The sequence below is a fragment of the Streptomyces brasiliensis genome, assembly GCF_014647875.1.
Classification (GTDB): domain Bacteria; phylum Actinomycetota; class Actinomycetes; order Streptomycetales; family Streptomycetaceae; genus Streptomyces; species Streptomyces brasiliensis.
Genome location: NZ_BMQA01000003.1, coordinates 263,360 through 285,104, shown reverse-complemented (window position 1 = coordinate 285,104; position 21,745 = coordinate 263,360). Strand labels below are relative to the sequence as shown.

Here is a 21,745-nt window from a genome sequence, read left to right as displayed (position 1 = left end):
CGGCGCATCAGACGCGGGTCGCCCACACGTAACGGTGTTCGGGGCGGCCCACGTCGCCGTACTTGAGGGCGAGCCGGGCCCGGCCCGTGCGCTCCAGGAGCTTGAGATAGCGCTGGGCGGTCTGCCGGCTCACCCCGGTCCGCTCGGCGATCTCCTGGGCCGACAGCGGGTTCTCGGCGTTCATCAGGGACTGCCGCACCAGTTCGGCGGTGGTGGGGGAGTGCCCCTTGGGCAGATTCGGCGCCGACGGTGCGGACAGTGCGCCGAAGATGCGGTCGACCTCGGCCTGTTCGGCCACTCCGCCGCCGTCCAGGGTGCGCCGCAGCCGCGCGTAGGCCTCCAGCTTGGTCCGCAGCCCCGCGAAGGCGAACGGCTTCACCAGGTACTGCAGGGCCCCGTGCCGCATCGCCGCCTGCACGGTGGACACGTCCCGGGCCGCCGTCACCATGATCACGTCGGTCTGGTGGCCGCGCCGGCGCATCTCCCGGACGACCTCGAGGCCCGTCTCGTCGGGCAGGTAGTGGTCCAGGAGGACCAGGTCGAGCCGGGGCAGCGCGTCCAACTGGCGCAGCGCATCGGCCGCGTTGTGCGCCTCGGCGGCCACATGGAAGCCCGGCACCTTCTCGACGTAGGCGGCGTTGACCCGGGCGACCCGGGTGTCGTCGTCCACGACCAGCACCTCGATCATCCCGCCTCCTCCTCGGCATCGGCCGACACGCGCGCGGTGAGCGCCGGTTCCAGCTCCGGCTCGCTCAGGGCGTCGGGCAACACCACCGTGAACTCCGCACCCCCGCCGTTCGCTTCGCCGACCGTCGCGGCACCGCCCTGCCGTTCGGCGAGCCTGCGCACCAGGGAGAGCCCCAGTCCGCGCTTGCCGTGCGCGGGAGGCTCCTTGGTGGACCACCCCTCCGTGAAGATCAGCTCCCGCTGTTCCGCCGGGATCCCGGGACCCGTGTCGCACACCCTGAGGACGGCCGTACGGCCCTCGGTGCGCAACTCGACCTCCACGCGCGCGTGCGGCGTGCCGCCGACGGCGTCGAGCGCGTTGTCCACGAGATTGCCCAGGACCGTGACCAGCCCTCGGGGGTCGATCAGCCGGTCCGGAAGCCGGGTGCGCTCCGACACCCACAGGGCGACCCCGCGTTCGGCCGCGACGGTCGCCTTGCCGACCAACAAGGCGGCGAGCAGCGGATCCTGGATCTTCTCGGTGACCTGTTCCGCGGTCACCCGGTGGTCGCCGACCACCTCCCCGACGAACTCCACCGCGTCGTCGTACATCTCCAGTTCGAGCAGGCCAAGCAGCGTGTGCATGCGGTTGGCGTGCTCGTGGTCCTGGGCGCGCAGGGCGTCGATGAGGCCGTGCGTGGAGTCGAGTTCGCGGCCGAGCTGCTCCAGTTCGGTCCGGTCGCGCAGGGTGGCCACCGCGCCACCGTCGTCGGTCGGCATCCGGTTGGCGACCAGGACCCGCTGGCCGCGCACGGTGAGCAGGTCGGTGCCGGTCACGCGCCCGGTCAGGACATCGGTGGTGCGCCCTTCGCCCAGCGCCTCGTCGGGGGACCGGCCGACAGCCTCGTCGCCGATGCCGAGCAGGCGCCGAGCCTCGTCGTTCAGGAGACGGATACGGCCGGTCCTGTCGAGGGCGACGACACCCTCCCGGATGCCGTGCAGCATCGCCTCCCGCTCCGCCAGCAGCGCCGAGATGTCCGAGAAGGCCAGGTCCCGGGTCTGCCGCTGGACCCTGCGGGAAATCAGCCAGGCGGCCAGCGCGCCGACCGCGAGGGCGCCGCCCGCGTACGCGAACAGCCCCGGGATCGCGCTGAGCAGCCGGGCCCGCACGCTGTCGTAGGCGATACCCACCGAGACCGCCCCGACGATCCGTTGCTCGGCGTCGTACAGCGGCACCTTCCCGCGTGCGGAGCGGCCCAGGGTGCCCCTGTCGATCTCCATGACCTGCTGGCCGGCCAGGGCCTCGCTGGGGTCGGTCGAGACGTGAGCGCCGACCTCGCTCGGCGTCGTGTGCGACCAGCGCACTCCCCGCCGGTCCATCACCACGATGTACTCGGCGTGCGTGGAGCGCCGGATCCGCTCCGCCTCCCGCTGCACCGGGCCGCCGACGGTCGGCGGCGTGGTCAGGACGCCCTCGGCGATCTGCGGATCCTGGGCCGTGGTCTGGGCGATCGCCAGCGCGCGCCGCATCGCCTCCTGGTCCAGCTGCTTGCTCAGGGGCGCCAGGAAGAGCCCCGTGGCGAGCACCGCCACTCCCGCGGCGATCGCCACCTGCATCAGCAGGACCTGCGAGAACACCCGCCGGGGCAGACCGAGGCGCAGACGGCGTGCGGGAGGCGTGGGGCTCATGCCCACGACCGTACGTGGACGGGCGGGCCCGGCCGTAGGGGGTGTGGCAGGGATCTCTTGATCAAGACTTGAGGGCGGGATGTACGCGGTCCAGTACGGCCCTCAGGGCGCCAGAGGTGTCGACGTCACCTCACGCACCGACACGACGTCCATACGGGCCGGGGCACCCAGCACCGAGGCTCCACAGCTCTCCGGGCGGGGCGGCAGGGAGGCGCCCTGGGCCACGATGACGCGCCAGCGGCGGCCGTTCACGTGGGCGACGGTCACCGTCCAGCGCGGGGCCGCGCCGTCAGTCCGTACGACACTCAGCGCACCCGCCACGTACTCGCCGGCCGCCGACCGCACGGCGAGTTCGGCCGCCTGCCCCGGCTTCTCCCAGGCGGAACTTCCGCGGCAGCCCTCGACGACCACCCGCCCCTCCTGGACGCCGTGCAGGACCTCCTTGACGGCATGTGCCTCGGCCCGACCGTAGGAGTAGCCGTACGGCAGCACGAGCACCGTCGGCGAGAAGCGATGACCACCCAGATGAGTGACCTCCCAGATGCCCCGCACACCGGACGCGGCGAGCTCCGTGGCGAGGGGGCGCCCGAGCAGGGCGCAGCAGCGGTCGCGCTTGCCGTTGGTGCACACGAGCGCGAGCGGACTGCCCGTGTGCGGTGCGCCGCCCAGGGCCGAGCCGAACGTCCGGCGGTCGCCCGCGCCGAGGGCCGTGAAGTCGAGGTCGAGGAGCCTGCGCGGGTCGCGGGTCGTGGCGCTGTGCAGCCATACGTGTCCGGGCACGGTGTGGGCCGCGAACACCTGGCGTATCGGGGGAGCCCCGGGGTCGGCGTGCCGTCCCGGGCGCCGGATCAGCGCGATGCGCACGCCCGTTCCCTCGGCAGCCGCCTCCAGGGCGCGGCCCAGCGAGTGGTCCAAGTGGCTCGATGTGAGCGCCTTGGCGCCCCAAGGGCCGGGCTGTTCCAGCAGCAGCCACGTCGTCGCCGTGGCCGCCGTACCGGAAACGGGCTCGTCGAGGCTCCGGGAGACGGTTGCGCACCTACTCACGGAGGTGAGCCTAACCTGACTTTCCCCGGGGCGACTTCCGGCCTCGCTCGTGTCCTGTCGGGGTGGGGGCTAGGGCACAGGTTGAGGCGGGCGCGGGCCGACGTAGTGGCCGCTGGGACGCATGCGCAGGGGACGTTCGCCGTATTCCTCCAGGGCATGGGCGATCCAGCCCGCCGTCCGGGCGACGGCGAAGATCGTCTCGCCTGCCGTGGCGGGCATCCCGCAGGACACGGTGAGGACGGCGAGGGCCAGGTCGACGTTGGCGTGCAGCGGGGTGTGGCGGGCGGTGGTGGCGACGATGTCCCGGGCCGCGAGCAGGGCCGACTCCGCGCGCGGGACCTGCTCCAGGAGCGCGAACAGGGCACGCGCGCGTGGGTCCTCGCCCGGGTAGAGCCGGTGGCCGAGCCCCGGGATGCGACGGCCCGCGCGGAGTTCCGCCGCGATCACCGGAACCGCGTTGCCCTCCTCCAGCACGTCGAGCAGCAGGCGGTGGGCGAGTCCGCTGGCCGCACCGTGCAACGGGCCCTCGAGGACGCCGAGTCCGGCCGAGACGGCCGCGTAGGCGTGGGCGCGGGCCGAGGCGGCGACCCGGACCGCCAGCGTGGAGGCGGCCAGGTCGTGGTCGACGAGCAGGGCGAGTGCCGTGTCCAGGGCGCGCAGTGACGCCTCGTCGGCCTCGTGCCCGGTCAGCCGGCCCCACAGGCGGTGGGCCAGCGTGCCGTTGTCCTGGTGGCCGAACGGCATGGTCGGCAGGGCGGCGACGAGCGTGGGGATGAGGATGCGCGCGGTGCCCAGTACGGCCTCCTCGGACAGGTCGAAGCGCAGCGGGTCCTCGGCCGCGGCAGCTACGGCTGCGACGCGCAACCGGTCGGTGGGGGAGGCGTGTTCCGGCAGCGCGTTCACGGCACGGCTCGCCACGGCGACGGTGTCCTCGGGCGCGGTGAGAGTGACGCCGGGGGTCAGCCGCCCCGTCCACAGCCATTCGGCGACCTCTTCGTAGGAGTGGCGCGCAGCGAGTTCGATGGCGTCGACGCCTCGGAAGAAGTACCGGTCCTCCTCGATCAGCGTGATCCGGGTGCGGACGGACAGCTCACCGCCGGTGGCGGAACTCGCCGCGCTCTCCCGCCTGTTGCGCCGGGCGAGGGCCTCAACATCGGCGGCGTCGAAGGTGCTGCCGCGGCCGCCGGGTGCGCGTCTGCTGCTGAGCTGGCCGCGGCTCACGTACGCGTACACGGTCTCCGGCTTCACGCCGAGCAGTTCGGCCGTCTCCTTGGTGCTCAGCCTCCGCTCGGGGCCGCCGGGGGCGGGTTCTTGATCGCGCATGGGAGTCACCGTAGCCGCCTCCCGCATGTATGGACTGATGTATTGATTCAATCAATATTGACAGAGAAATAGTCAAGCATGGACAGTCGGGTCAAGTCCAGGGAGGAAGAACATGTCCATCAACAGGGCTGCGGCCACCCTCGTCGACGTGCCACGCGGACTCGCGGGCGTCGTCGTCACCGACACCGAGATCGGCGACGTCCGGGGGCTCGAGGGCTTCTACCACTATCGTCAGTACTCGGCCGTCGAACTCGCGCGGAGCCGCGGCTTCGAGGACGTCTGGCATCTGCTGGTCCACGGCCAGCTGCCGGACGCGGCACAGGGCTCCGCCTTCGCCGCCCGCACCGCGGCGCTGCGCCGGCTGCCCGAGGAGGTGCGGGCCGCTCTGCCCGCCGTGGCCGCGGCGAGCGGGACGTCGGGTCCGCTGGCCGGGATGCGGACGGCGCTGTCGCTGCTCGGTGCCGCGGGGGGATTCCGGCCGGTGTACGACATCGACGCGGACCGGCGTCGCGAGGACACCCTGGCCGCGTGTGCCGCCGTACCGACGCTGCTCACCGCGTTGTACCGGCTCGGGCGGGGGCTCGAACCGGTGGAGCCGCGCGAGGATCTCCCGTACGCGGCCAACTACCTGTACATGCTGACCGGTTCGGAACCGGATCCGTCCAGGGCCCGCGCGATCGAGCAATACCTCATCTCAACCATTGACCATGGATTCAATGCATCAACCTTCACCGCTCGGGTCATCGCGTCCACGGGTGCCGATGTGGCGGCGTGTCTGGTGGGGGCTGTGGGCGCGCTGTCCGGGCCGCTGCACGGTGGGGCACCCAGCCGCGCACTGGACACCCTGGACGCGATCGGTACGCCGGACCGGATCGACGGCTGGATCCGGGAACGGGTCCTGTCGGGCGAGCGGATCATGGGCTTCGGCCATGCGATCTACCGCACGGAGGACCCCCGTTCCCGGATGCTCCGGGAGATCGCGGAGGGGTTCGGCGGGCCGCGGGTCGAGTTCGCGGTCGAGGTCGAGCGCCACGTCGAGGCGATTCTCGCCGAGCTGAAGCCCGGCCGTGAACTCCACACGAACGTCGAGTTCTACGCGGGCGTGGTCATGGAACTCTGCGGCCTGCCCCGCGAGATGTTCACGCCCACCTTCGCGGCGGCGCGGGTGGTGGGCTGGAGCGCGAACATTCTGGAACAGGCGGCGGACTCGAAGATCATCCGCCCGGTGGCGCGATATGTGGGGCTGGAGGCACCGGCGGCGGTGCCTGCCGTGGGGTGACCTGAGCGATTCTCAGCTTTCGGGGATGTCCCTCTTGGCGCGAAGCAGGGTCTCCCGTGTGATGACAACGATGCGCTCGTAGTCGGCTCGTGCGGCGTCCAGGGGGAGCTCGGGGTCGAGTTCCGCGGTGGCTTCGCGCCCGATAACGGCGAAATCACCGTTACTGAGCTCGAAGATGTCGGGGCATGACTGACCGCTGGCACTACCGCGCTCGCGAGGAGAGGCCCCGACACGTCGCACGATCTTCACTGGGAGAACCCGCCTTGTAGCTCAAAGATGATGGGCTCCAGGCGTGTTGATCTCCGGGCGGTGTATCCGTCGGAGTGGAGTGGCTCCGAGCGCAGGGGTGTTCGTCGGAGTGCCCGGAGAGGAGCAAGCGACAAGATAGCGACTTTGTTGCCCGTGTGAGCGAAGGTGACACGAGACACTCGAGGAAAAAGCTCGGACTCCGCCCCGCAGCGAGCCCACGAGGCGTGCGAGGCGGGGTCAGGAAGACGGGTCGTCCGGCGGACGGCCGACCACCCACCACTCGTCCGTGTCGGTGTCGGCGAGTTCCTGGATGAGATCGTCCGTCATACGGCCCAGAGCGAACTCCTCGGAAGTTTCGGGCAGGCTCTTCCTGTGGTGCCGCGTCGCCTCCCAGTACTCACGGAAGAGCTTGTTCTGGCAGATGATGCGCAGGTGGCCGTAGAGCTCCTCCCGGGACAGGGCTCCGATCCTGTGAAAATGCAGTGCGTTGATGTAGAGCGCGTTGGCGAAGAGGTACTGGCGTTGCTTCTCCGGTGGGACGTCGGTCTCGTACGTGTCCAGGACGGCGGCCAGGGCGGGATCGTCCATGGCCTTGCAGAGCAGGTCGAAATGGAGCCGGTGCTGCTGCGTCAGTACGGCCCTCTTGCGATGACGTGCGCTCCGTGTGCTGATGGAATACGTGACGGCCGTGAACCTCGCCTTCACAGCCGAAACGATCCTCCCTATCTCCGAGCCCTGTGTGGCCATGTCAACCCCCGAATCAGGCGGCCGTCCGCCGGTCGTCGGGGTGCGGGTCGACTGCAGGGGACCGGCGAGCGGTGGGCGGCGCTTGCCGTCTCCCAGAGTGTGCCGAGCGGCTCTGATCGGCAGGGAGGCGGAGAGGCGGCGCACGGAGGGAAGCGAGGGTCGCACGCTCCGGCACCTGCCCAACGTCTGCCCCGCAAGCGCAGCTAACAATCGTTCACTTCGCCGTGTTTCTTCCTGCTCGTATCCTGGGGCCGCACTCCATCCTCCGTCGTGCGCCCGGCCATGAGCCGGTGCACGCGTCCGCTCGAGAGAGGTCGCACCTTGGGGCAGCACCGCGGTCGGCAGCAGATCCCGGTCGTCGTGCTCGCCGGATTCCTGGGCTCCGGCAAGACCACCCTCCTCAACCATCTCCTGCACCGCAGCGGAGGCAGCCGTATCGGCGCGATCGTCAACGACTTCGGGAGCGTGGAGATCGACGCCATGGCCGTGGCGGGGGCGCTCGGCGACTCCACCGTCTCGCTCGGCAACGGATGCCTGTGCTGCGCCGTCGACGCGAGTGAACTGGACTCCTATCTGGCGCGGCTCGCCTCGCCCGCCGCCGGTATCGACATCATCGTCATCGAGGCCAGCGGGCTCGCCGAACCCCGGGAACTCGTCCGGATGCTCCTCGCGAGCGAGCACCCCGGGATCGTCTACGGAGGGCTCGTCGAGGTCGTCGACGCCGCCGAGTTCGACGACACGCGCGCCCGGCACCCCGAGATCGACCGGCACCTCGCTCTCGCCGACCTCGTCGTCGTCAACAAGCTCGACCGGGCCGAGGACGGCGAGCGCGTCCTCGGTCTCGTCCACTCGCTCACGGACCGCCCCGCCGTCGTCCCCGCCACCCACGGCCGTGTCGACCCCGAGTTCCTCTTCGACTGCCAGCCCGCCGGGGAGCGCATCGGGCAGTTGTCCTTCGACGATCTGTACGACCACGGCGAGCATGAGCATGCCGGGCATCTGCACGCCGCGTACGACAGTCTGTCCTTCGTTTCCGAAGTGCCACTGGAGCCCCGCCGATTGATGGCATTCCTCGACAGCCGTCCCGAGGGGCTCTACCGGATCAAGGGGTACGTCGACTTCGGGCCGTACGACACCCGGAATCGCTACGCCGTGCACGCCGTCGGGCGGTTCCTGCGGTTCTACCCGGAGCCCTGGCCCGTCGGCGATGCCCGGCTGACGCAGCTCGTCCTCATCGGGTCCGGCATCGACGCCGCCGCCCTCGAGAAGGAACTCCGGGCGTGTCGGAACGACGCCCCACACGCCGATGAACACGGCATGTGGGGCGTCCTGCGCTACGTACGGGATCCCGAGGAGCAGGACGACGGGCGGCCGTACGACAGCGTCGGTTAGAACACCGGCCCCGCCACCACCGACACCGTCTTCGGCAGGGACACGCCCGAGCCGTCGCGGCGCGGGTCGAGTTCGGGCAGGTCGGCCGGAGTGCCGTTCTTCTGGGCCGCCCTCGCCGGGACCGGGCCCGCCCAGGCCAGGGCCAGGCAGTCCTCGCCCTTGAGGAACCGCTGGCAGCGGACACCGCCGGTTGCGCGGCCCTTGCGCGGGTACTGATCGAACGGGGTCAGCTTCGCCGTCGTCTGGACCGAGTCGTCCAGCGTGCCGCGCGAACCCGCCACCGTGAAGACCACCGCGTCCACCGCCGGGTCGACGGCCGTGAACGAGATCACCTTGGCGCCCTCGGTGAGCTTGATGCCCGCCATGCCGCCCGCCGCGCGGCCCTGCGGACGGACCTGGGAGGCCTGGTAGCGCAGCAGCTGCGCGTCGTCCGTGATGAACACCAGGTCCTCCTCGCCGGTGCGCAGCTCCACCGCGCCGACGATCCGGTCACCGTCCTTGAGTGTGATGACCTCCAACTCGTCCTTGTTGGACGGGTAGTCGGGCACCACCCGCTTGACGACACCCTGTTCCGTGCCGAGCGCCAGGCCCGGGGAGGACTCGTCGAGCGTGGTCAGGCACACCACCGTCTCGCCCTCGTCCAGGGAGACGAACTCCGACAGCGGCGCCCCGCCGGCGAGGTTCGGCGGCGCCGCCGTCTCCGGCAGTTGCGGGAGGTCGACCACGTTCACCCGCAGCAGTCGCCCTGCGGACGTCACCACGCCCACCTCGCCGCGCGCCGTCGCCGGGACCGCCGAGACGATCACGTCGTGCTTGGTGCGCTTGGCGTCGGCGTCCTCCGGGAAGGGTTCGCCGTTCGCCGTACGTGCCAGCAGACCCGTCGACGACAGGAGAACCCGGCACGGGTCGTCCGCCACCTGGAGCGGTACGGCCGCCGGCTGCGTGCCGGCGGCCTCCAGCAGGACCGTGCGCCGCTCGGTGCCGAACTTTTTGGCCACCGCGGCCAGTTCGGCGGAGACCAGCTTGCGCAGCTCGGCGTCGGACTCCAGGATCCGGGTCAGCTCGGCGATCTCCGCGGTGAGCTTCTCCTTCTCCGCCTCCAGCTCGATGCGGTCGTACTTGGTCAGACGGCGCAGGGGGGTGTCCAGGATGTACTGCGTCTGGATCTCCGACAGCGAGAAGTGCTCCATCAGGAGCTGCTTCGCCTGCGCGCTGTTCTCGCTGGAGCGGATCAGCCGGATGACCTCGTCGATGTCGATGAGGGCGGTGAGCAGGCCCTCCACCAGGTGCAGCCGGTCGCGGCGCTTGCCGCGGCGGAACTCCGAGCGGCGGCGCACGACGTCGAAGCGGTGGTCGAGGTAGACCTCGAGCAGCTCCTTGAGGCCCAGCGTGAGGGGCTGGCCGTCGACCAGGGCGACGTTGTTGATGCCGAAGGACTCCTCCATCGGCGTCAGCTTGTAGAGCTGCTCCAGGACCGCCTCCGGCACGAAGCCGTTCTTGATCTCGATGACCAGGCGCAGCCCGTGCTCACGGTCCGTGAGGTCCTTGACGTCGGCGATGCCCTGGATCTTCTTCGAGCCGACCAGGTCCTTGATCTTGGTGATGACCTTCTCCGGGCCGACCGAGAACGGCAGCTCGGTGACGACGAGGCCCTTGCGGCGCGCCGTCACGGTCTCCACGGACACCGTCGCGCGGATCCTGAACGTGCCGCGGCCCGTCTCGTAGGCGTCGCGGATCCCGGACAGGCCGACGATGCGGCCGCCGGTGGGCAGATCGGGACCCGGGACGTACTTCATCAGCGTGTCCAGGTCCGCGTTCGGGTGGCGGATCAGATGGCGCGCGGCCGCGACGACCTCGCCGAGGTTGTGCGGCGGCATGTTGGTGGCCATACCGACCGCGATGCCCGAGGTGCCGTTGACCAGCAGGTTCGGGAAGGCGGCGGGCAGGGCCACCGGCTCCTGCTCCTGGCCGTCGTAGTTGGCCGCGAAGTCGACCGTGTCCTCGTCGATGGACTCGGTCATCAGGCTCGTGGCCTCGGCCATCCGGCACTCGGTGTACCGCATGGCGGCCGGCGGGTCGTCGTTGCCCAGCGAGCCGAAGTTGCCGTGCCCGTCGACCAGCGGGACGCGCATGGAGAACGGCTGGGCCATGCGCACCAGCGCGTCGTAGATCGACGAGTCGCCGTGCGGGTGGAGCTTGCCCATGACGTCGCCGACGACGCGGGCGCACTTCACATAGCCGCGCTCGGGGCGCAGGCCCATCTCGTTCATCTGGTAGACGATGCGGCGGTGCACCGGCTTGAGGCCGTCGCGGGCGTCCGGCAGGGCACGGGAGTAGATGACCGAATACGCGTATTCGAGGTACGAGCCCTGCATCTCGTCGACGACGTCGATGTCGAGGATCCTCTCCTCGAACGGTTCGTCGGGCGGCGGGGTCTTCGTGCTGCGGCGGGCCATCGCTGCCGGCTCCTCCTGTTTTCGGGGCGCTCGCCCTGGGGCGCTCTTGCTGAAGCGTGACGCTCTTGCTGAAGCGTGAACAGAATCTGATGCGGACCATTGTGGACCGCGGGACTGACAACCTGGGCCGGGGCCCGGCGTCGACGGCCCGCCCCGGCGCCGGGACGGCTCCGCGGTGGGCCGCTCCGCGGCACGGTTTCGCAGGCTACGCGATCCGCTGTGGGCGTACGTCCCGCGGGAACTTCGCCCAGGGTGCGCAGGCTTGCATACAGTGGCAGGACTGGCAGGAAAACCGCGGTTTCGACGACCGCGTACGCGATCGAAGGGACGTACATGCCCATGGGTCACACGGCCACAGCCGAGGCAGGCTCCGGGGGCCTGACAGCGACCGAGCACCGCCTGGCCAACGGTCTGCGCGTGGTGCTCTCCGAGGACCACCTGACCCCGGTCGCGGCGGTCTGCCTCTGGTACGACGTCGGCTCCCGCCACGAAGTCAAGGGGCGCACCGGTCTGGCTCACCTCTTCGAGCACCTGATGTTCCAGGGCTCCGGACAGGTGACGGGCAACGGTCACTTCGAGCTGGTGCAGGGCGCCGGCGGGTCGCTGAACGGCACCACGAGCTTCGAGCGGACCAACTACTTCGAGACCATGCCCGCCCACCAGCTGGAGCTCGCGCTCTGGCTGGAGGCCGACCGGATGGGCTCTTTGCTGGCCGCGCTCGACGACGAGTCGATGGAGAACCAGCGCGACGTCGTCAAGAACGAGCGCAGGCAGCGCTACGACAACGTGCCCTACGGCACCGCCTTCGAGAAGCTGACCGCCCTCGCCTACCCGGAGGGCCACCCGTACCACCACACGCCGATCGGCTCGATGGCGGACCTGGACGCGGCCACCCTGGAGGACGCGCGAGCGTTCTTCCGCACGTACTACGCGCCGAACAACGCCGTGCTCTCCGTGGTCGGCGACATCGACCCGCAGCAGACCCTGGCCTGGATCGAGAAGTACTTCGGCTCGATCCCCACCCACGACGGCAAGCCCACGCCGCGTGACGGCTCGCTGCCCGACGTCATCGGCGAGCAGCTGCGCGAGGTCGTCGTGGAGGAGGTCCCGGCCCGCGCCCTGATGGCCGCCTACCGGCTCCCCGAGGACGGCACGCCCCCAGCCGATGCGGCCGACGTGGCGCTGACCATCCTGGGCGGCGGCGAGTCCTCCCGCCTGTACAACCGGCTGGTACGGCGCGACCGTACGGCGGTGGCGGCCGGCTTCGGCCTGCTGCGGCTGGCCGGGGCGCCCTCCCTGGGCTGGCTGGACGTGAAGACCTCCGGCGACGTCGAGGTGCCCGTCATCGAGACCGCCATCGACGAGGAGCTCGCCCGCTTCGCCGAGCAGGGGCCCACGCCCGAGGAGATGGAGCGCGCCCAGGCACAGTTGGAGCGCGAGTGGCTGGACCGGCTCGGCACGGTCGCGGGCCGCGCCGACGAACTGTGCCGCTACGCCGTCCTGTTCGGCGACCCGCAGCTCGCCCTCACCGCCGTGCAGCGCGTCCTCGCGGTCACCCCCGAGGAGGTCAAGCAGGTCGCCCAGGCCCGGCTGCGCCCGGACAACCGCGCGGTGCTCGTCTACGAGCCGCTGTCCGCCGAGTCCGCGGAGCACACCGAGGATCCGGGCATCCCCGAGGACCCCGAGTCCGAGGCCACCGTCGAAGCCGGCGCCGACACCACCGTTGACAAGGACCACAACGAGGAGGCGGCCAAGTGACCGAGCTCGCCGCGATGGAGTTCCACCCCCAGCCCCGCGCGGGCGAGGCGAAGCCGTGGGCCTTCCCGGCCCCCGAGCGGGGCACGCTGGACAACGGCCTGACCGTGCTGCGCTGCCACCGCCCCGGCCAGCAGGTCGTCGCCGTCGAGGTGCTCCTCGACGCGCCCCTGGACGCCGAGCCGGCCGGCTTCGACGGCGTTGCCACGATCATGGCGCGGGCTTTCTCCGAGGGCACCGACAAGCACTCCGCCGAGGAGTTCGCCGCCGAGCTGGAGCGCTGCGGCGCCACCCTCGACGCGCACGCCGACCACCCCGGCGTCCGGCTGAGCCTGGAGGTCCCCGCCTCCCGTCTCGGCAAGGCGCTCGGACTGCTCGCCGACGCCCTCAGGGCGCCCGCGTTCGCGGACAGTGAGGTCGAGCGGCTGGTCCGCAACCGCCTGGACGAGATCCCGCACGAGCTGGCCAACCCCTCCCGGCGGGCGGCCAAGGAGCTGTCCAAGGAGCTGTTCCCGGCGACCTCGCGCATGTCGCGCCCGCGCCAGGGCACCGAGGACACCGTCGAGAAGATCGACTCGGCGGCCGTCCGCTCCTACTACGAGCGGCACGTACGGCCCGCGACCGCCACCGCCGTGGTCGTCGGCGACCTCACCGGCATCGACCTGGACGAACTGCTCGGTGAGACCCTGGGCGACTGGACCGGCTCGACGTCCCAGCCGCGCCCCGTTCCGCCGGTCGGCGCCGACGACACCGGCCGCGTCGTGATCGTGGACCGTCCCGGCGCCGTCCAGACGCAGCTGCTCATCGGCCGCGTCGGCTCCGACCGGCACGACCGCGTGTGGCCCGCCCAGGTGCTCGGGACGTACTGCCTCGGTGGCACCCTCACCTCCCGCCTGGACCGCGTCCTGCGCGAGGAGAAGGGTTACACCTACGGGGTGCGCGCCTTCGGCCAGGTCCTCAGGTCCGCCCCGGACGACACGGGCGCCTCGATGCTCGCCATCAGCGGCTCCGTGGACACCCCGAACACCGGTCCGGCGCTGGCCGACCTGTGGACGGTGCTGCGCACCCTCGCCGCCGACGGCCTCACCGACGCGGAGCGCGACGTCGCCGTGCAGAACCTGGTCGGCGTGGCGCCGCTCAAGTACGAGACCGCGGCGGCCGTGGCCGGCACGCTCGCCGACCAGGTCGAGCAGTACCTGCCCGACGACTACCAGGCGACGCTGTACCAGCAGCTCGCCGCCACCGGCACCGTGGAGGCCACCGCAGCGGTCGTGAACGCCTTCCCGGTGGACCGGCTCGTCACGGTCCTCGTCGGTGACGCGGAGCAGATCAGGGAGGCCGTGGAGGCCCTCGGCATCGGCGAAGTGACCGTGGTACCGGCCGAGTAGCGCACGCGCGCGCAGGGGCCCTGGCGACCGACGGATCGTCAGGGCCCTTTCGTGTTTCCCCAGATGTCCGAATTGGGCAGAGGTTGCCTGTCTGCCCTGTGGGATGCGCTACAAAAGCCCGGATGGGTTTGGGGATTGACACTTGTCCCCCTTAGCTTCATCCGGGCTGTTCGTCAGGCAGTGCGCCGCGCCCGCGGCACCGGACAGTCATCGCCGAGTCCCCGTACGGCACGAGCCAGGGGAGCCGGGGACCCACGCAGTCCCTGGGGTGAATCGGACGCCCGCGCGCAGCGAGGGGGTCCGTAGGAGACCTTCCTGCTCCGAACCCGTCAGCTAACCCGGTAGGCGAGAGGGAAGGAAAGGACCAGTCCCTTCATGGCGTTCACCCGCGCCCCCGGGAAGCACCGCCGGCCCAGCCGGACGCGCCGCACCACCGCTCGTGCGGCGGGCGTCGCCGCTCTCGCCACCACCGGCGTCATGGGCACTCTCGCGGCCACTCCTGCGCTCGCCGCCGAGGCCCCCGCCGCACAGACCGGCCTGACCCCCGTCCTCACCCTCCGCGACTCGGTCGCGAAGCAGATCGACGCCCAGGCCGCCGCACAGCAGCAGGCCGCCGAGGAGAAGGCGGCCGAGGCGGCCGCACGCAAGGCCGCCGCGCAGAAGGCCAAGGAGGAGCGTGCCGCCAAGGTGCGCGCCGCTCGTGAGGCCGAGCGCAAGCGCCTCAACACCTTCGTGCCGCCCATCGCGCACTCGTACGTCTCCACCGGCTACCTGACCGGGGGCTCCCTGTGGTCCTCCGGCGCCCACACCGGCGTCGACTTCCACGCGGCCAGCGGGAGCACGGTCCTCGCGGTCGGCCTGGGCACGGTCGTGTCGACCGGCTGGGGCGGGGCGTACGGCAACCAGATCGTCATCAGGATGGCCGACGGGATGTACACCCAGTACGGTCACCTGTCGTCGATCGGCGTCTCTGTCGGCCAGAAGGTCGTCCCGGGCCAGCAGATCGGCCTGTCGGGTGCGACCGGCAACGTGACCGGACCGCACCTCCACTTCGAGGCCCGTACGACCCCGGAGTACGGCTCGGACGTCGACCCCGTCGCCTACCTCCGCAAGCACGGTGTGAACGTCTGACGACGCACGGCGAGACATCGAGGCCCCGGCTCCCCCGAGCCGGGGCTTTCGTCGTTTCGGACGCTCCGCTGTCCAAAAAATATCTATGGATTCCGGCCCCCGTCGGAAATTCCGGCTCATTGCAATAGAGTCGCTGAACACACCGTCGACGTTTCACGGGGATCAAGGCGGAGGTCGGTCATGCGTATTCCGGCGCACTCGGTATGCACGGCGATCCGGGACGACATCGTCGCAGGTGTCTACGAGCGCGGCAGCCGGCTAACCGAGGAAGTCCTCGCACGCCGCTACGGCGTCTCGCGCGTCCCCGTCCGGGAGGCCCTGCGCACGCTGGAGGCCGAGGGCTTCGTCGTGACCCGGCGGCACGCGGGCGCGTGCGTGGCCGAACCGACCGAGCAGGAGGCCGCCGACCTGCTGGAGTTGCGCATGCTCCTGGAGCCGCTCGGCGCCTCCCGGGCCGCCCAGCGGCGCACCGAGGCACACCTCAAAGTGCTGCGCGGCCTGGTCAGACTGGGTCAGGAGCGGGCCAGGAGGGGCAACAGCGAAGATCTGCGCTCGCTGGGGGGCTGGTTCCACGAGACACTCGCGCAGGCCTCCGGCAGTCAGTCCCTGACCTCGGTGCTCACCCGGTTGCGGTACAAGATCGCGTGGATGTACGCGGTGGAGGCGCCCGCCGGCGCTGTGGAGTCCTGGGCGGAGCACGGCGCCATCGTGGACGCCGTGGCGCGCGGCGACGGCGAGCGCGCGCGGGCGGTCACGGCGCTGCACACCGAGCGCGCGACGTCCGCGCACCGGCTGCGGCTCGCCTCCGGCGGGGAGCGTGTGAGGAATTCGCAACACCCCGTAAACATGCCGAGCCTGCGGCATTGACACGGGCGCCGTATACAAAGAGGGGATATTCGGCGAGGTGAATTTCCGTTGCCTTTTTGCGTGCGCCGTGAATTCATGGCGCACGTGTCATTCGTGTGCCCTGCGGCGCATTTGTTCGGCGTGCCGCGAAAGCGCGAAAGCCGCGTCACCCGTGCTGGGCGACGCGGCTTCCCGGTACTGCTCCGGTACGGCTCAGACGGTCTCGGGCAGTTCCTCGAGACCCTCGGCGACCAGCTTGGCCAGCCGGTCCAGGGCGATGTCCGCGCCCTCGGCGTCGGAGGCGAGGACGATCTCCTCGCCGCCCTGCGCGCCCAGGCTGAGGACGGCCAGCATGGACGCCGCGTTGACGGGGTTGCCGTCGGCCTTGGAGATCGTCACGGGGACGCCTGCGGCCGTGGCGGCTCGGACGAAGATGGAGGCGGGGCGGGCGTGGAGGCCCTCGGCCCAGCCGACGTTGACGCGGCGCTCAGCCATGGTGTGCTGCCCTTCGGTGTCAGGGTTGTCTAGACCAGTTTCCCATATGGTGAAGCATGCCCGGAGGGGTCCTTCGACCCACCCGGTGCGGAGTCGGACCGCGGCCTCGGTCCGACTCCGTTCCCCACAGACTGCCTCGCGCCAGTGTCGTTGGCGAGCCGTACTCTGGGGCCCATGCAGACCCCGGCGGACCGGCAGGACCGGCACGAGTACCCCGCCCACTGGGAGGCGGACGTGGTGCTGCGCGACGGGGGCACCGCGCGCATCCGGCCCATCACCGTCGACGACGCCGACCGCCTGGTCAGCTTCTATGAGCAGGTCTCGGACGAGTCGAAGTACTACCGCTTCTTCGCGCCGTACCCCCGACTGTCCGCCAAGGACGTCCACCGCTTCACGCACCACGACTTCGTGGACAGGGTGGGGCTCGCGGCCACCATCGGCGGCGAGTTCATCGCCACCGTGCGCTACGACCGCATCGGCGTCGACGGCGCGCCCGCCTCCGCGCCCGCCGACGAGGCCGAGGTCGCGTTCCTGGTGCAGGACGCGCACCAGGGCCGCGGGGTCGCCTCCGCGCTCCTGGAACACATCGCGGCCGTCGCCCGCGAGCGCGGCATCCGCCGGTTCGCCGCCGAGGTGCTGCCCGCCAACACCAAGATGATCAAGGTGTTCACGGACGCCGGGTACACCCAGAAGCGCAGCTTCGAGGACGGCGTCGTACGGCTGGAGTTCGACCTCGAACCCACGGACCGGTCGCTCGCCGTGCAGCGCGCGCGGGAGCAGCGCGCGGAGGCGCGGTCCGTACGACGGCTGCTCGCGCCCGGCTCCGTCGCGGTCGTCGGCGTCGGCCGCGCGCCCGGCGGGGTCGGCCGCGGGCTCCTCGGCAACATCCGGGACGCCGGGTTCACCGGGAGCCTCTACGCCGTCAACACGGCGTTCCCCGAGGGGCTGAAGGACATCGACGGCGTTCCGGCGTACCGCTCGGTGCGGGACATCGACGGCCATGTCGACCTCGCGGTGGTGGCCGTGCCGGCCGACCACGTGCCCCACGTGGTCACCGAGTGCGGCGAGCACGGGGTGCAGGGGCTGGTGGTGGTCTCCGCCGGCTACGCGGAGAGCGGGCCCGACGGACGCGAGCGGCAGCGCGAACTCGTCCGGCACGCGCGCACGTACGGCATGCGGATCATCGGGCCGAACGCCTTCGGCGTCATCAACACCTCCCCTGAGGTGCGGCTCAACGCCTCGCTCGCCCCGGAGATGCCGCGCGCCGGGAGGATCGGGCTGTTCGCCCAGTCCGGCGCCATCGGCATCGCGCTGCTGTCCCGGCTGCACCGGCGGGGCGGGGGCGTCACCGGGGTCACGGGCGTGTCCACGTTCGTGTCGTCCGGCAACCGCGCCGACGTGTCCGGCAACGACGTCATGCAGTACTGGTACGACGACCCCGACACCGACGTCGTCCTCATGTACCTGGAGTCCATCGGCAACCCGCGCAAGTTCACGCGCCTCGCCCGGCGTACGGCGGCGGCCAAGCCGCTGGTCGTGGTGCAGGGCGCGGGGTCCGCTCCGCAGGGGCACGCGGTGCGGGCGACCCGGTTGCCGCGCGCGACGGTGTCCGCGCTGCTGCGGCAGGCCGGGGTGATCCGGGTCGACACGATCACCGAGCTGGTGGACGCGGGGCTGCTGCTCGCGCGCCAGCCGCTGCCGGCCGGGCCGCGGGTGGCGATCGTCGGGAACTCCGAGTCGCTGGGGCTGCTGACGTACGACCAGTGTCTGGCGGAGGGGTTGCGGCCGTCGCGTCCGGTCGACCTCACCACGGGGGCGACGGCGGAGGACTTCCACCGGGCGCTGTCCGGGGCGCTGGCGGACGAGTCGTGCGACGCGGTGGTGGTGACGGCGATTCCGGCGATCGGGGAGGGGTCGCCGGGGGACGCGGAGCTGGCGGAGGCGTTGAGCTCGGCTTCGGCGGGGGTGCCCGGGAAGCCGGTGCTGGTGGTGCACGTGGAGCTCGGAGGGCTTGCTGAGGCGTTGTCGGCGGCGACCAGTACCGCTCCACAGGCGGTTGCGACGCCACCCGGTACCGCAGGCGGTGCCCACCGTCCCCCACTCCCGGCTTCGCCCGAGCGGGGAGACCCCCGTCGCCCTGCGGAACGACTGTCCACCGCGACAGCAGCTGACTCGCCGGGCGACCGGGAACCCTCCCGGCTCATCCCCGCCTACCCCGCCCCCGAGCGGGCCGTGCAGGCTCTCGGGGAAGCCGTCAAGTACGCGCAGTGGCGGCGGGAAGCTGTCGATCCCGGGAAAGTGCCCGAGTTCGAGGACATCGACGAGAAGGGTGCCGCCGAGCTGATCGACGGGCTGCTCGCGCGCGGCCAGGGGCTGACGCCCGGCGCCGAGGAGACATGCGAGCTGCTGGCGCGGTACGGCATCCACGTGCGCCCGGCGATCGCGGCCCCCACGCCCGACGCCGCCGCCGAAGCCGCCCGCACCCTCGGCTACCCGGTCGCCCTCAAGGCCACAGCCCCGCATCTGCGGCACCGCGCGGACCTGGGCGGCGTACGGCTCGACCTGGCGGACGAGGAGCAGCTGCGGCGTGCGTACGCCGAGTTGACCGAGCTGTTCGGGAAGCCGGTGGAGCTGCGGCCGGTGGTGCAGGCGATGGCGCCCAGGGGTGTGGACACCGTCGTACGGGCCGTCATCGATCCGGCGGCCGGTGCCGTGGTGTCCTTCGGGCTGGCCGGGGCCGCGTCGCAGCTGCTCGACGACACGGCGCACCGGCTGGTCCCGGTCACGGACCGGGAAGCGACCTCGCTGGTGCGTTCCATCCGGACGGCACCGCTCCTGTTCGGCTGGCGCGGCTCGACCCCGGTCGACACGCCCGCCATCGAGGAGCTGCTGCTACGCGTGTCCCGTCTGGTCGACGACCACCCCGAGGTGGTCGCGGTCACCCTGGAACCGGTTGTCGTGGCCCCGCACGCACTGAGCGTCCTCGGCGCCACGGTCCGCCTCGCACCTCCACCGGCCCGCGACGACCTCGGTCCCCGCACGCTCCCCGCCTACTGAGAAGAGGAGGGGGACATGGACGGCGCGCTGCGGCTGCCCGAGGGGAGCTGGTGGGACTGGGAGGTGATCGCCTGGACCGCCGCGGAGTTCCGGCCGGCCGCCGGGTACGACCCGGCCCACCACCACGGCCTGGAGCTCGTCTTCGGTGACCCCGTCCTCGTGTCCTGCCCGTCGTCCTTCCAGGACCCCGTGTTCCGCGCGCCCGCACCGGCCGAGGTGACACAGCTGTGCGGGTCCCTCGGTGAATCGCCGCCCGTCGTGGTCGCCTTCGAGGCCGACGCGGGCGGCAGCGAAACCGTCTCCTGCCTCGTCGCCGCCGGGCGGCTCGAGATCGTGCCGGGGCTCGTCGTCCGGCACACGCGCGTGGACGGTACTCCCCGCGTCCGAGACTGGCCCGGACCCCCCTTGCTCACGGATTAGGATGGTTGCCATGGCCAAGACCAGTACGACGACCCAGGGGCTGCGGGCGGCGATCGAGCGCAGCGGCTACTACCCGGCACTCGTGGCCGAGGCGGTGGAAGCCGCCGTGGGCGGCGAGCCAGTCCGGTCGTACCTGGTCCACCAGGAGACGACGTTCGACCAGAACGAGGTGCGCCGGCACGTGACCGTGCTGGTCCTCACCGGCAACCGCTTCATCGTCAGCCACACCGACGAGCAGGCCGCCGACAGCACGTCCCCGACGCCGTACGCCACGACGTCCACGGAGTCCGTGAAGCTCGGCCGGATCTCGTCGGTCGTCGTCAGCCGTGTGGTCGCCAACCCGGAGTCGTACACCCCGGGCACGCTGCCCCGTGAGGTCGTGCTGACCATCGGCTGGGGTGCCGTCTCCCGTCTCGATCTCGAGCCCGCCGCCTGCGGCGACCCCAACTGCGAGGCCGATCACGGCTACACGGGCAACTCCACGGCCGACGACCTCAGCCTGCGCGTCAGCGAGGCGGGCGACGGTCCGGACACGGTGCGCCAGACGCTCGCCTTCGCCCAGGCCGTCTCCGAGGCGACCGCGGACCTCGGCTGATGTCGGCCCAGCCCACCGTCTGGGAGGACCACCCGGAACCCCTCGCGCTCGGCTCCGCGCCCCTGCCCGAGTACGGCTCCGGCTCCCTCGCCGACCTCCTGCCCACCCTGGCCGCCGGCATGGCCGTACCCGGCATGACCGCCGCCATACCGGAACTGGCCGCGGCCGACCGGAACTGCGTCTTCCTGATCGACGGCCTGGGCTGGGAGCAGCTCCGGGCGCACCCGGAGGAGGCGCCCTTCCTGACCTCGCTGCTCGGCAGCTCGCGGGGCGGCACGGGCCGTCCGATCACCGCCGGCTACCCCGCGACCACCGCGACCTCCCTCGCCTCCATCGGCACCGGCCTGCCGCCCGGCGCCCACGGCCTGCCCGGCTACACCGTCCGTGATCCGGCCACCGGCGAGCTCATGAACCAGCTCCGCTGGCAGCCGTACACCGATCCGGGCGCCTGGCAGCCGTACCCCACCGTCTTCCAGCTCGCCCACGCGGCGGGTGTGCACGCCGCTCAGGTGTCCTCACCGACCTTCGCGAACACCCCGCTGACCAAGGTCGCGCTCAGTGGCGGAACGTTCCTCGGGCGGCTGACCGGCGAGGACCGCATGGACCTCGCCGCCGAGCAACTGGCCGCTGCCGACCGCTCTTTGGTGTACACGTACTACGCCGAACTGGACGGCGCCGGGCACCGCTACGGCGTCGCCTCCGACACCTGGCGCGGTCAGCTCATGTACGTCGACCGGCTGGTCCAGCGGCTGGCCGAGCAGCTTCCGCCACGCAGCGCGCTGTACGTCACCGCCGACCACGGCATGGTCGACGTGCCCTTCGACGAGCAGCACCGCATCGACTTCGACGAGGACTGGGAGCTGCGCGCCGGGGTCGCCCTGCTGGGCGGCGAGGGCCGGGCTCGCCACGTCTACGCGCTGCCGGGTGCCACGGACGACGTCCTGACCTGCTGGCGCGAGGTGCTCGGGGAGCAGTTCTGGGTGGCCTCGCGGGACGAGGCGATCGAGGCGGGCTGGTTCGGTCCGCGCATCGACGACCGGGTGTACGCGCGTCTCGGCGACGTGGTCGCGGCCGCTCACGACGACGTTCTGATCATCGCCTCCGAGCGGGAGCCCAAGGAGTCGGCGATGGTCGGCAACCACGGTTCGATGACCCCTGCCGAGCAGCTCGTGCCGCTGCTCGAAGTACGCTCCTGAAGCTCAGCCGACCGACT

18 protein-coding genes and 1 riboswitch are annotated in these 21,745 nt (G+C 71.5%); of the genes, 10 read left to right on the top strand and 8 right to left on the bottom strand.

Annotated features, from left to right (window positions below):
• Positions 1-7 precede the first annotated feature (7 nt).
• The 4 genes from IEZ19_RS07260 to IEZ19_RS07245 form a co-directional block, all read right to left on the bottom strand.
• Positions 8-688 carry a response regulator gene (locus IEZ19_RS07260; RefSeq protein ID WP_189310227.1) on the bottom strand — a complete coding sequence of 227 codons (681 nt, stop codon included), beginning with the start codon at positions 686-688 and terminating at the stop codon, positions 8-10.
• The gene (locus IEZ19_RS07255) at positions 685-2,355 is read right to left on the bottom strand and encodes an ATP-binding protein (protein WP_189310225.1); all 1,671 of its coding nucleotides are present in this window, start codon (positions 2,353-2,355) and stop codon (positions 685-687) included. The genes IEZ19_RS07260 and IEZ19_RS07255 overlap by 4 nt, the downstream gene beginning before the upstream one ends.
• 102 nt (positions 2,356-2,457) lie before the next feature.
• A complete protein-coding gene (locus IEZ19_RS07250) occupies positions 2,458-3,399 on the bottom strand; it encodes a ferredoxin family protein (RefSeq protein WP_189310223.1) in 942 nt (313 codons plus the stop codon).
• Positions 3,400-3,468: 69 nt separating this feature from the next.
• Positions 3,469-4,722, bottom strand: a complete 1,254-nt coding sequence (locus IEZ19_RS07245) for a citrate synthase family protein (RefSeq protein ID WP_189310221.1) — start codon at positions 4,720-4,722, stop codon at positions 3,469-3,471.
• A 112-nt stretch (positions 4,723-4,834) separates the two neighbouring features.
• Between IEZ19_RS07245 and IEZ19_RS07240 the strand changes: the two genes are divergently transcribed.
• The gene (locus tag IEZ19_RS07240) at positions 4,835-6,001 is read left to right on the top strand and encodes a citrate synthase/methylcitrate synthase (protein ID WP_189310219.1); all 1,167 of its coding nucleotides are present in this window, start codon (positions 4,835-4,837) and stop codon (positions 5,999-6,001) included.
• 12 nt (positions 6,002-6,013) lie between these two features.
• Here IEZ19_RS07240 and IEZ19_RS07235 read toward each other — a convergent pair whose 3' ends face one another.
• Both IEZ19_RS07235 and IEZ19_RS07230 read right to left on the bottom strand, forming a co-directional pair.
• The gene (locus IEZ19_RS07235; RefSeq protein WP_189310217.1) at positions 6,014-6,250 is read right to left on the bottom strand and encodes a hypothetical protein; all 237 of its coding nucleotides are present in this window, start codon (positions 6,248-6,250) and stop codon (positions 6,014-6,016) included.
• 237 nt (positions 6,251-6,487) lie between these two features.
• A complete protein-coding gene (locus IEZ19_RS07230) occupies positions 6,488-6,997 on the bottom strand; it encodes a DUF6082 family protein (RefSeq protein WP_189310215.1) in 510 nt (169 codons plus the stop codon).
• Positions 6,998-7,318: 321 nt separating this feature from the next.
• Here IEZ19_RS07230 and IEZ19_RS07225 point away from each other — a divergent pair, with 321 nt between their 5' ends.
• Positions 7,319-8,389 (top strand): CobW family GTP-binding protein, encoded by a 1,071-nt coding sequence (locus IEZ19_RS07225; protein ID WP_229840017.1) that lies wholly within the window; start codon positions 7,319-7,321, stop codon positions 8,387-8,389.
• Here IEZ19_RS07225 and IEZ19_RS07220 read toward each other — a convergent pair.
• Positions 8,386-10,845 carry a DNA gyrase/topoisomerase IV subunit A gene (locus tag IEZ19_RS07220; protein ID WP_189310212.1) on the bottom strand — a complete coding sequence of 820 codons (2,460 nt, stop codon included), beginning with the start codon at positions 10,843-10,845 and terminating at the stop codon, positions 8,386-8,388. The two genes, IEZ19_RS07225 and IEZ19_RS07220, sit on opposite strands and share 4 nt — an antisense overlap.
• Positions 10,846-11,178: 333 nt before the next feature.
• On the opposite strand from IEZ19_RS07220, the gene IEZ19_RS07215 reads away from it, so the two are divergent.
• The 4 genes from IEZ19_RS07215 (at position 11,179) to IEZ19_RS07200 (ending at position 15,986) form a co-directional block, all read left to right on the top strand.
• Positions 11,179-12,603, top strand: a complete 1,425-nt coding sequence (locus IEZ19_RS07215) for a M16 family metallopeptidase (RefSeq protein WP_189310211.1) — start codon at positions 11,179-11,181, stop codon at positions 12,601-12,603.
• On the top strand, positions 12,600-13,988 hold the full coding sequence (locus IEZ19_RS07210; RefSeq protein WP_189310208.1) for a M16 family metallopeptidase: 1,389 nt from the start codon (positions 12,600-12,602) through the stop codon (positions 13,986-13,988). The genes IEZ19_RS07215 and IEZ19_RS07210 overlap by 4 nt, the downstream gene beginning before the upstream one ends.
• A gap of 201 nt (positions 13,989-14,189) precedes the next feature.
• A riboswitch (cyclic di-AMP (ydaO/yuaA leader) is annotated at positions 14,190-14,351 on the top strand.
• A gap of 12 nt (positions 14,352-14,363) precedes the next feature.
• Positions 14,364-15,119, top strand: a complete 756-nt coding sequence (locus tag IEZ19_RS07205; protein WP_189310206.1) for a M23 family metallopeptidase — start codon at positions 14,364-14,366, stop codon at positions 15,117-15,119.
• 180 nt (positions 15,120-15,299) lie between these two features.
• Positions 15,300-15,986 carry a GntR family transcriptional regulator gene (locus IEZ19_RS07200; RefSeq protein ID WP_189310205.1) on the top strand — a complete coding sequence of 229 codons (687 nt, stop codon included), beginning with the start codon at positions 15,300-15,302 and terminating at the stop codon, positions 15,984-15,986.
• Between the two features lie 192 nt (positions 15,987-16,178).
• Here IEZ19_RS07200 and IEZ19_RS07195 read toward each other — a convergent pair whose 3' ends face one another.
• Positions 16,179-16,460 carry an HPr family phosphocarrier protein gene (locus tag IEZ19_RS07195; RefSeq protein WP_189310203.1) on the bottom strand — a complete coding sequence of 94 codons (282 nt, stop codon included), beginning with the start codon at positions 16,458-16,460 and terminating at the stop codon, positions 16,179-16,181.
• Between the two features lie 174 nt (positions 16,461-16,634).
• Here IEZ19_RS07195 and IEZ19_RS07190 point away from each other — a divergent pair, with 174 nt between their 5' ends.
• The 4 genes from IEZ19_RS07190 to IEZ19_RS07175 are packed head-to-tail and all read left to right on the top strand — an operon-like array spanning position 16,635 to position 21,728.
• Complete coding sequence (locus IEZ19_RS07190) at positions 16,635-19,517, top strand: bifunctional acetate--CoA ligase family protein/GNAT family N-acetyltransferase (RefSeq protein WP_189310201.1); 2,883 nt, start codon at positions 16,635-16,637, stop codon at positions 19,515-19,517.
• Positions 19,518-19,532: 15 nt separating this feature from the next.
• A complete protein-coding gene (locus IEZ19_RS07185; protein WP_189310199.1) occupies positions 19,533-19,937 on the top strand; it encodes a hypothetical protein in 405 nt (134 codons plus the stop codon).
• A 10-nt stretch (positions 19,938-19,947) separates the two neighbouring features.
• Positions 19,948-20,532: a DUF5998 family protein gene (locus tag IEZ19_RS07180; protein WP_189310196.1), complete on the top strand. Its 585-nt coding sequence runs from the start codon at positions 19,948-19,950 to the stop codon at positions 20,530-20,532.
• Positions 20,532-21,728: an alkaline phosphatase family protein gene (locus IEZ19_RS07175; protein WP_189310194.1), complete on the top strand. Its 1,197-nt coding sequence runs from the start codon at positions 20,532-20,534 to the stop codon at positions 21,726-21,728. Before IEZ19_RS07180 ends, IEZ19_RS07175 begins: the two co-directional genes overlap by 1 nt.
• Positions 21,729-21,745: the final 17 nt, after the last annotated feature.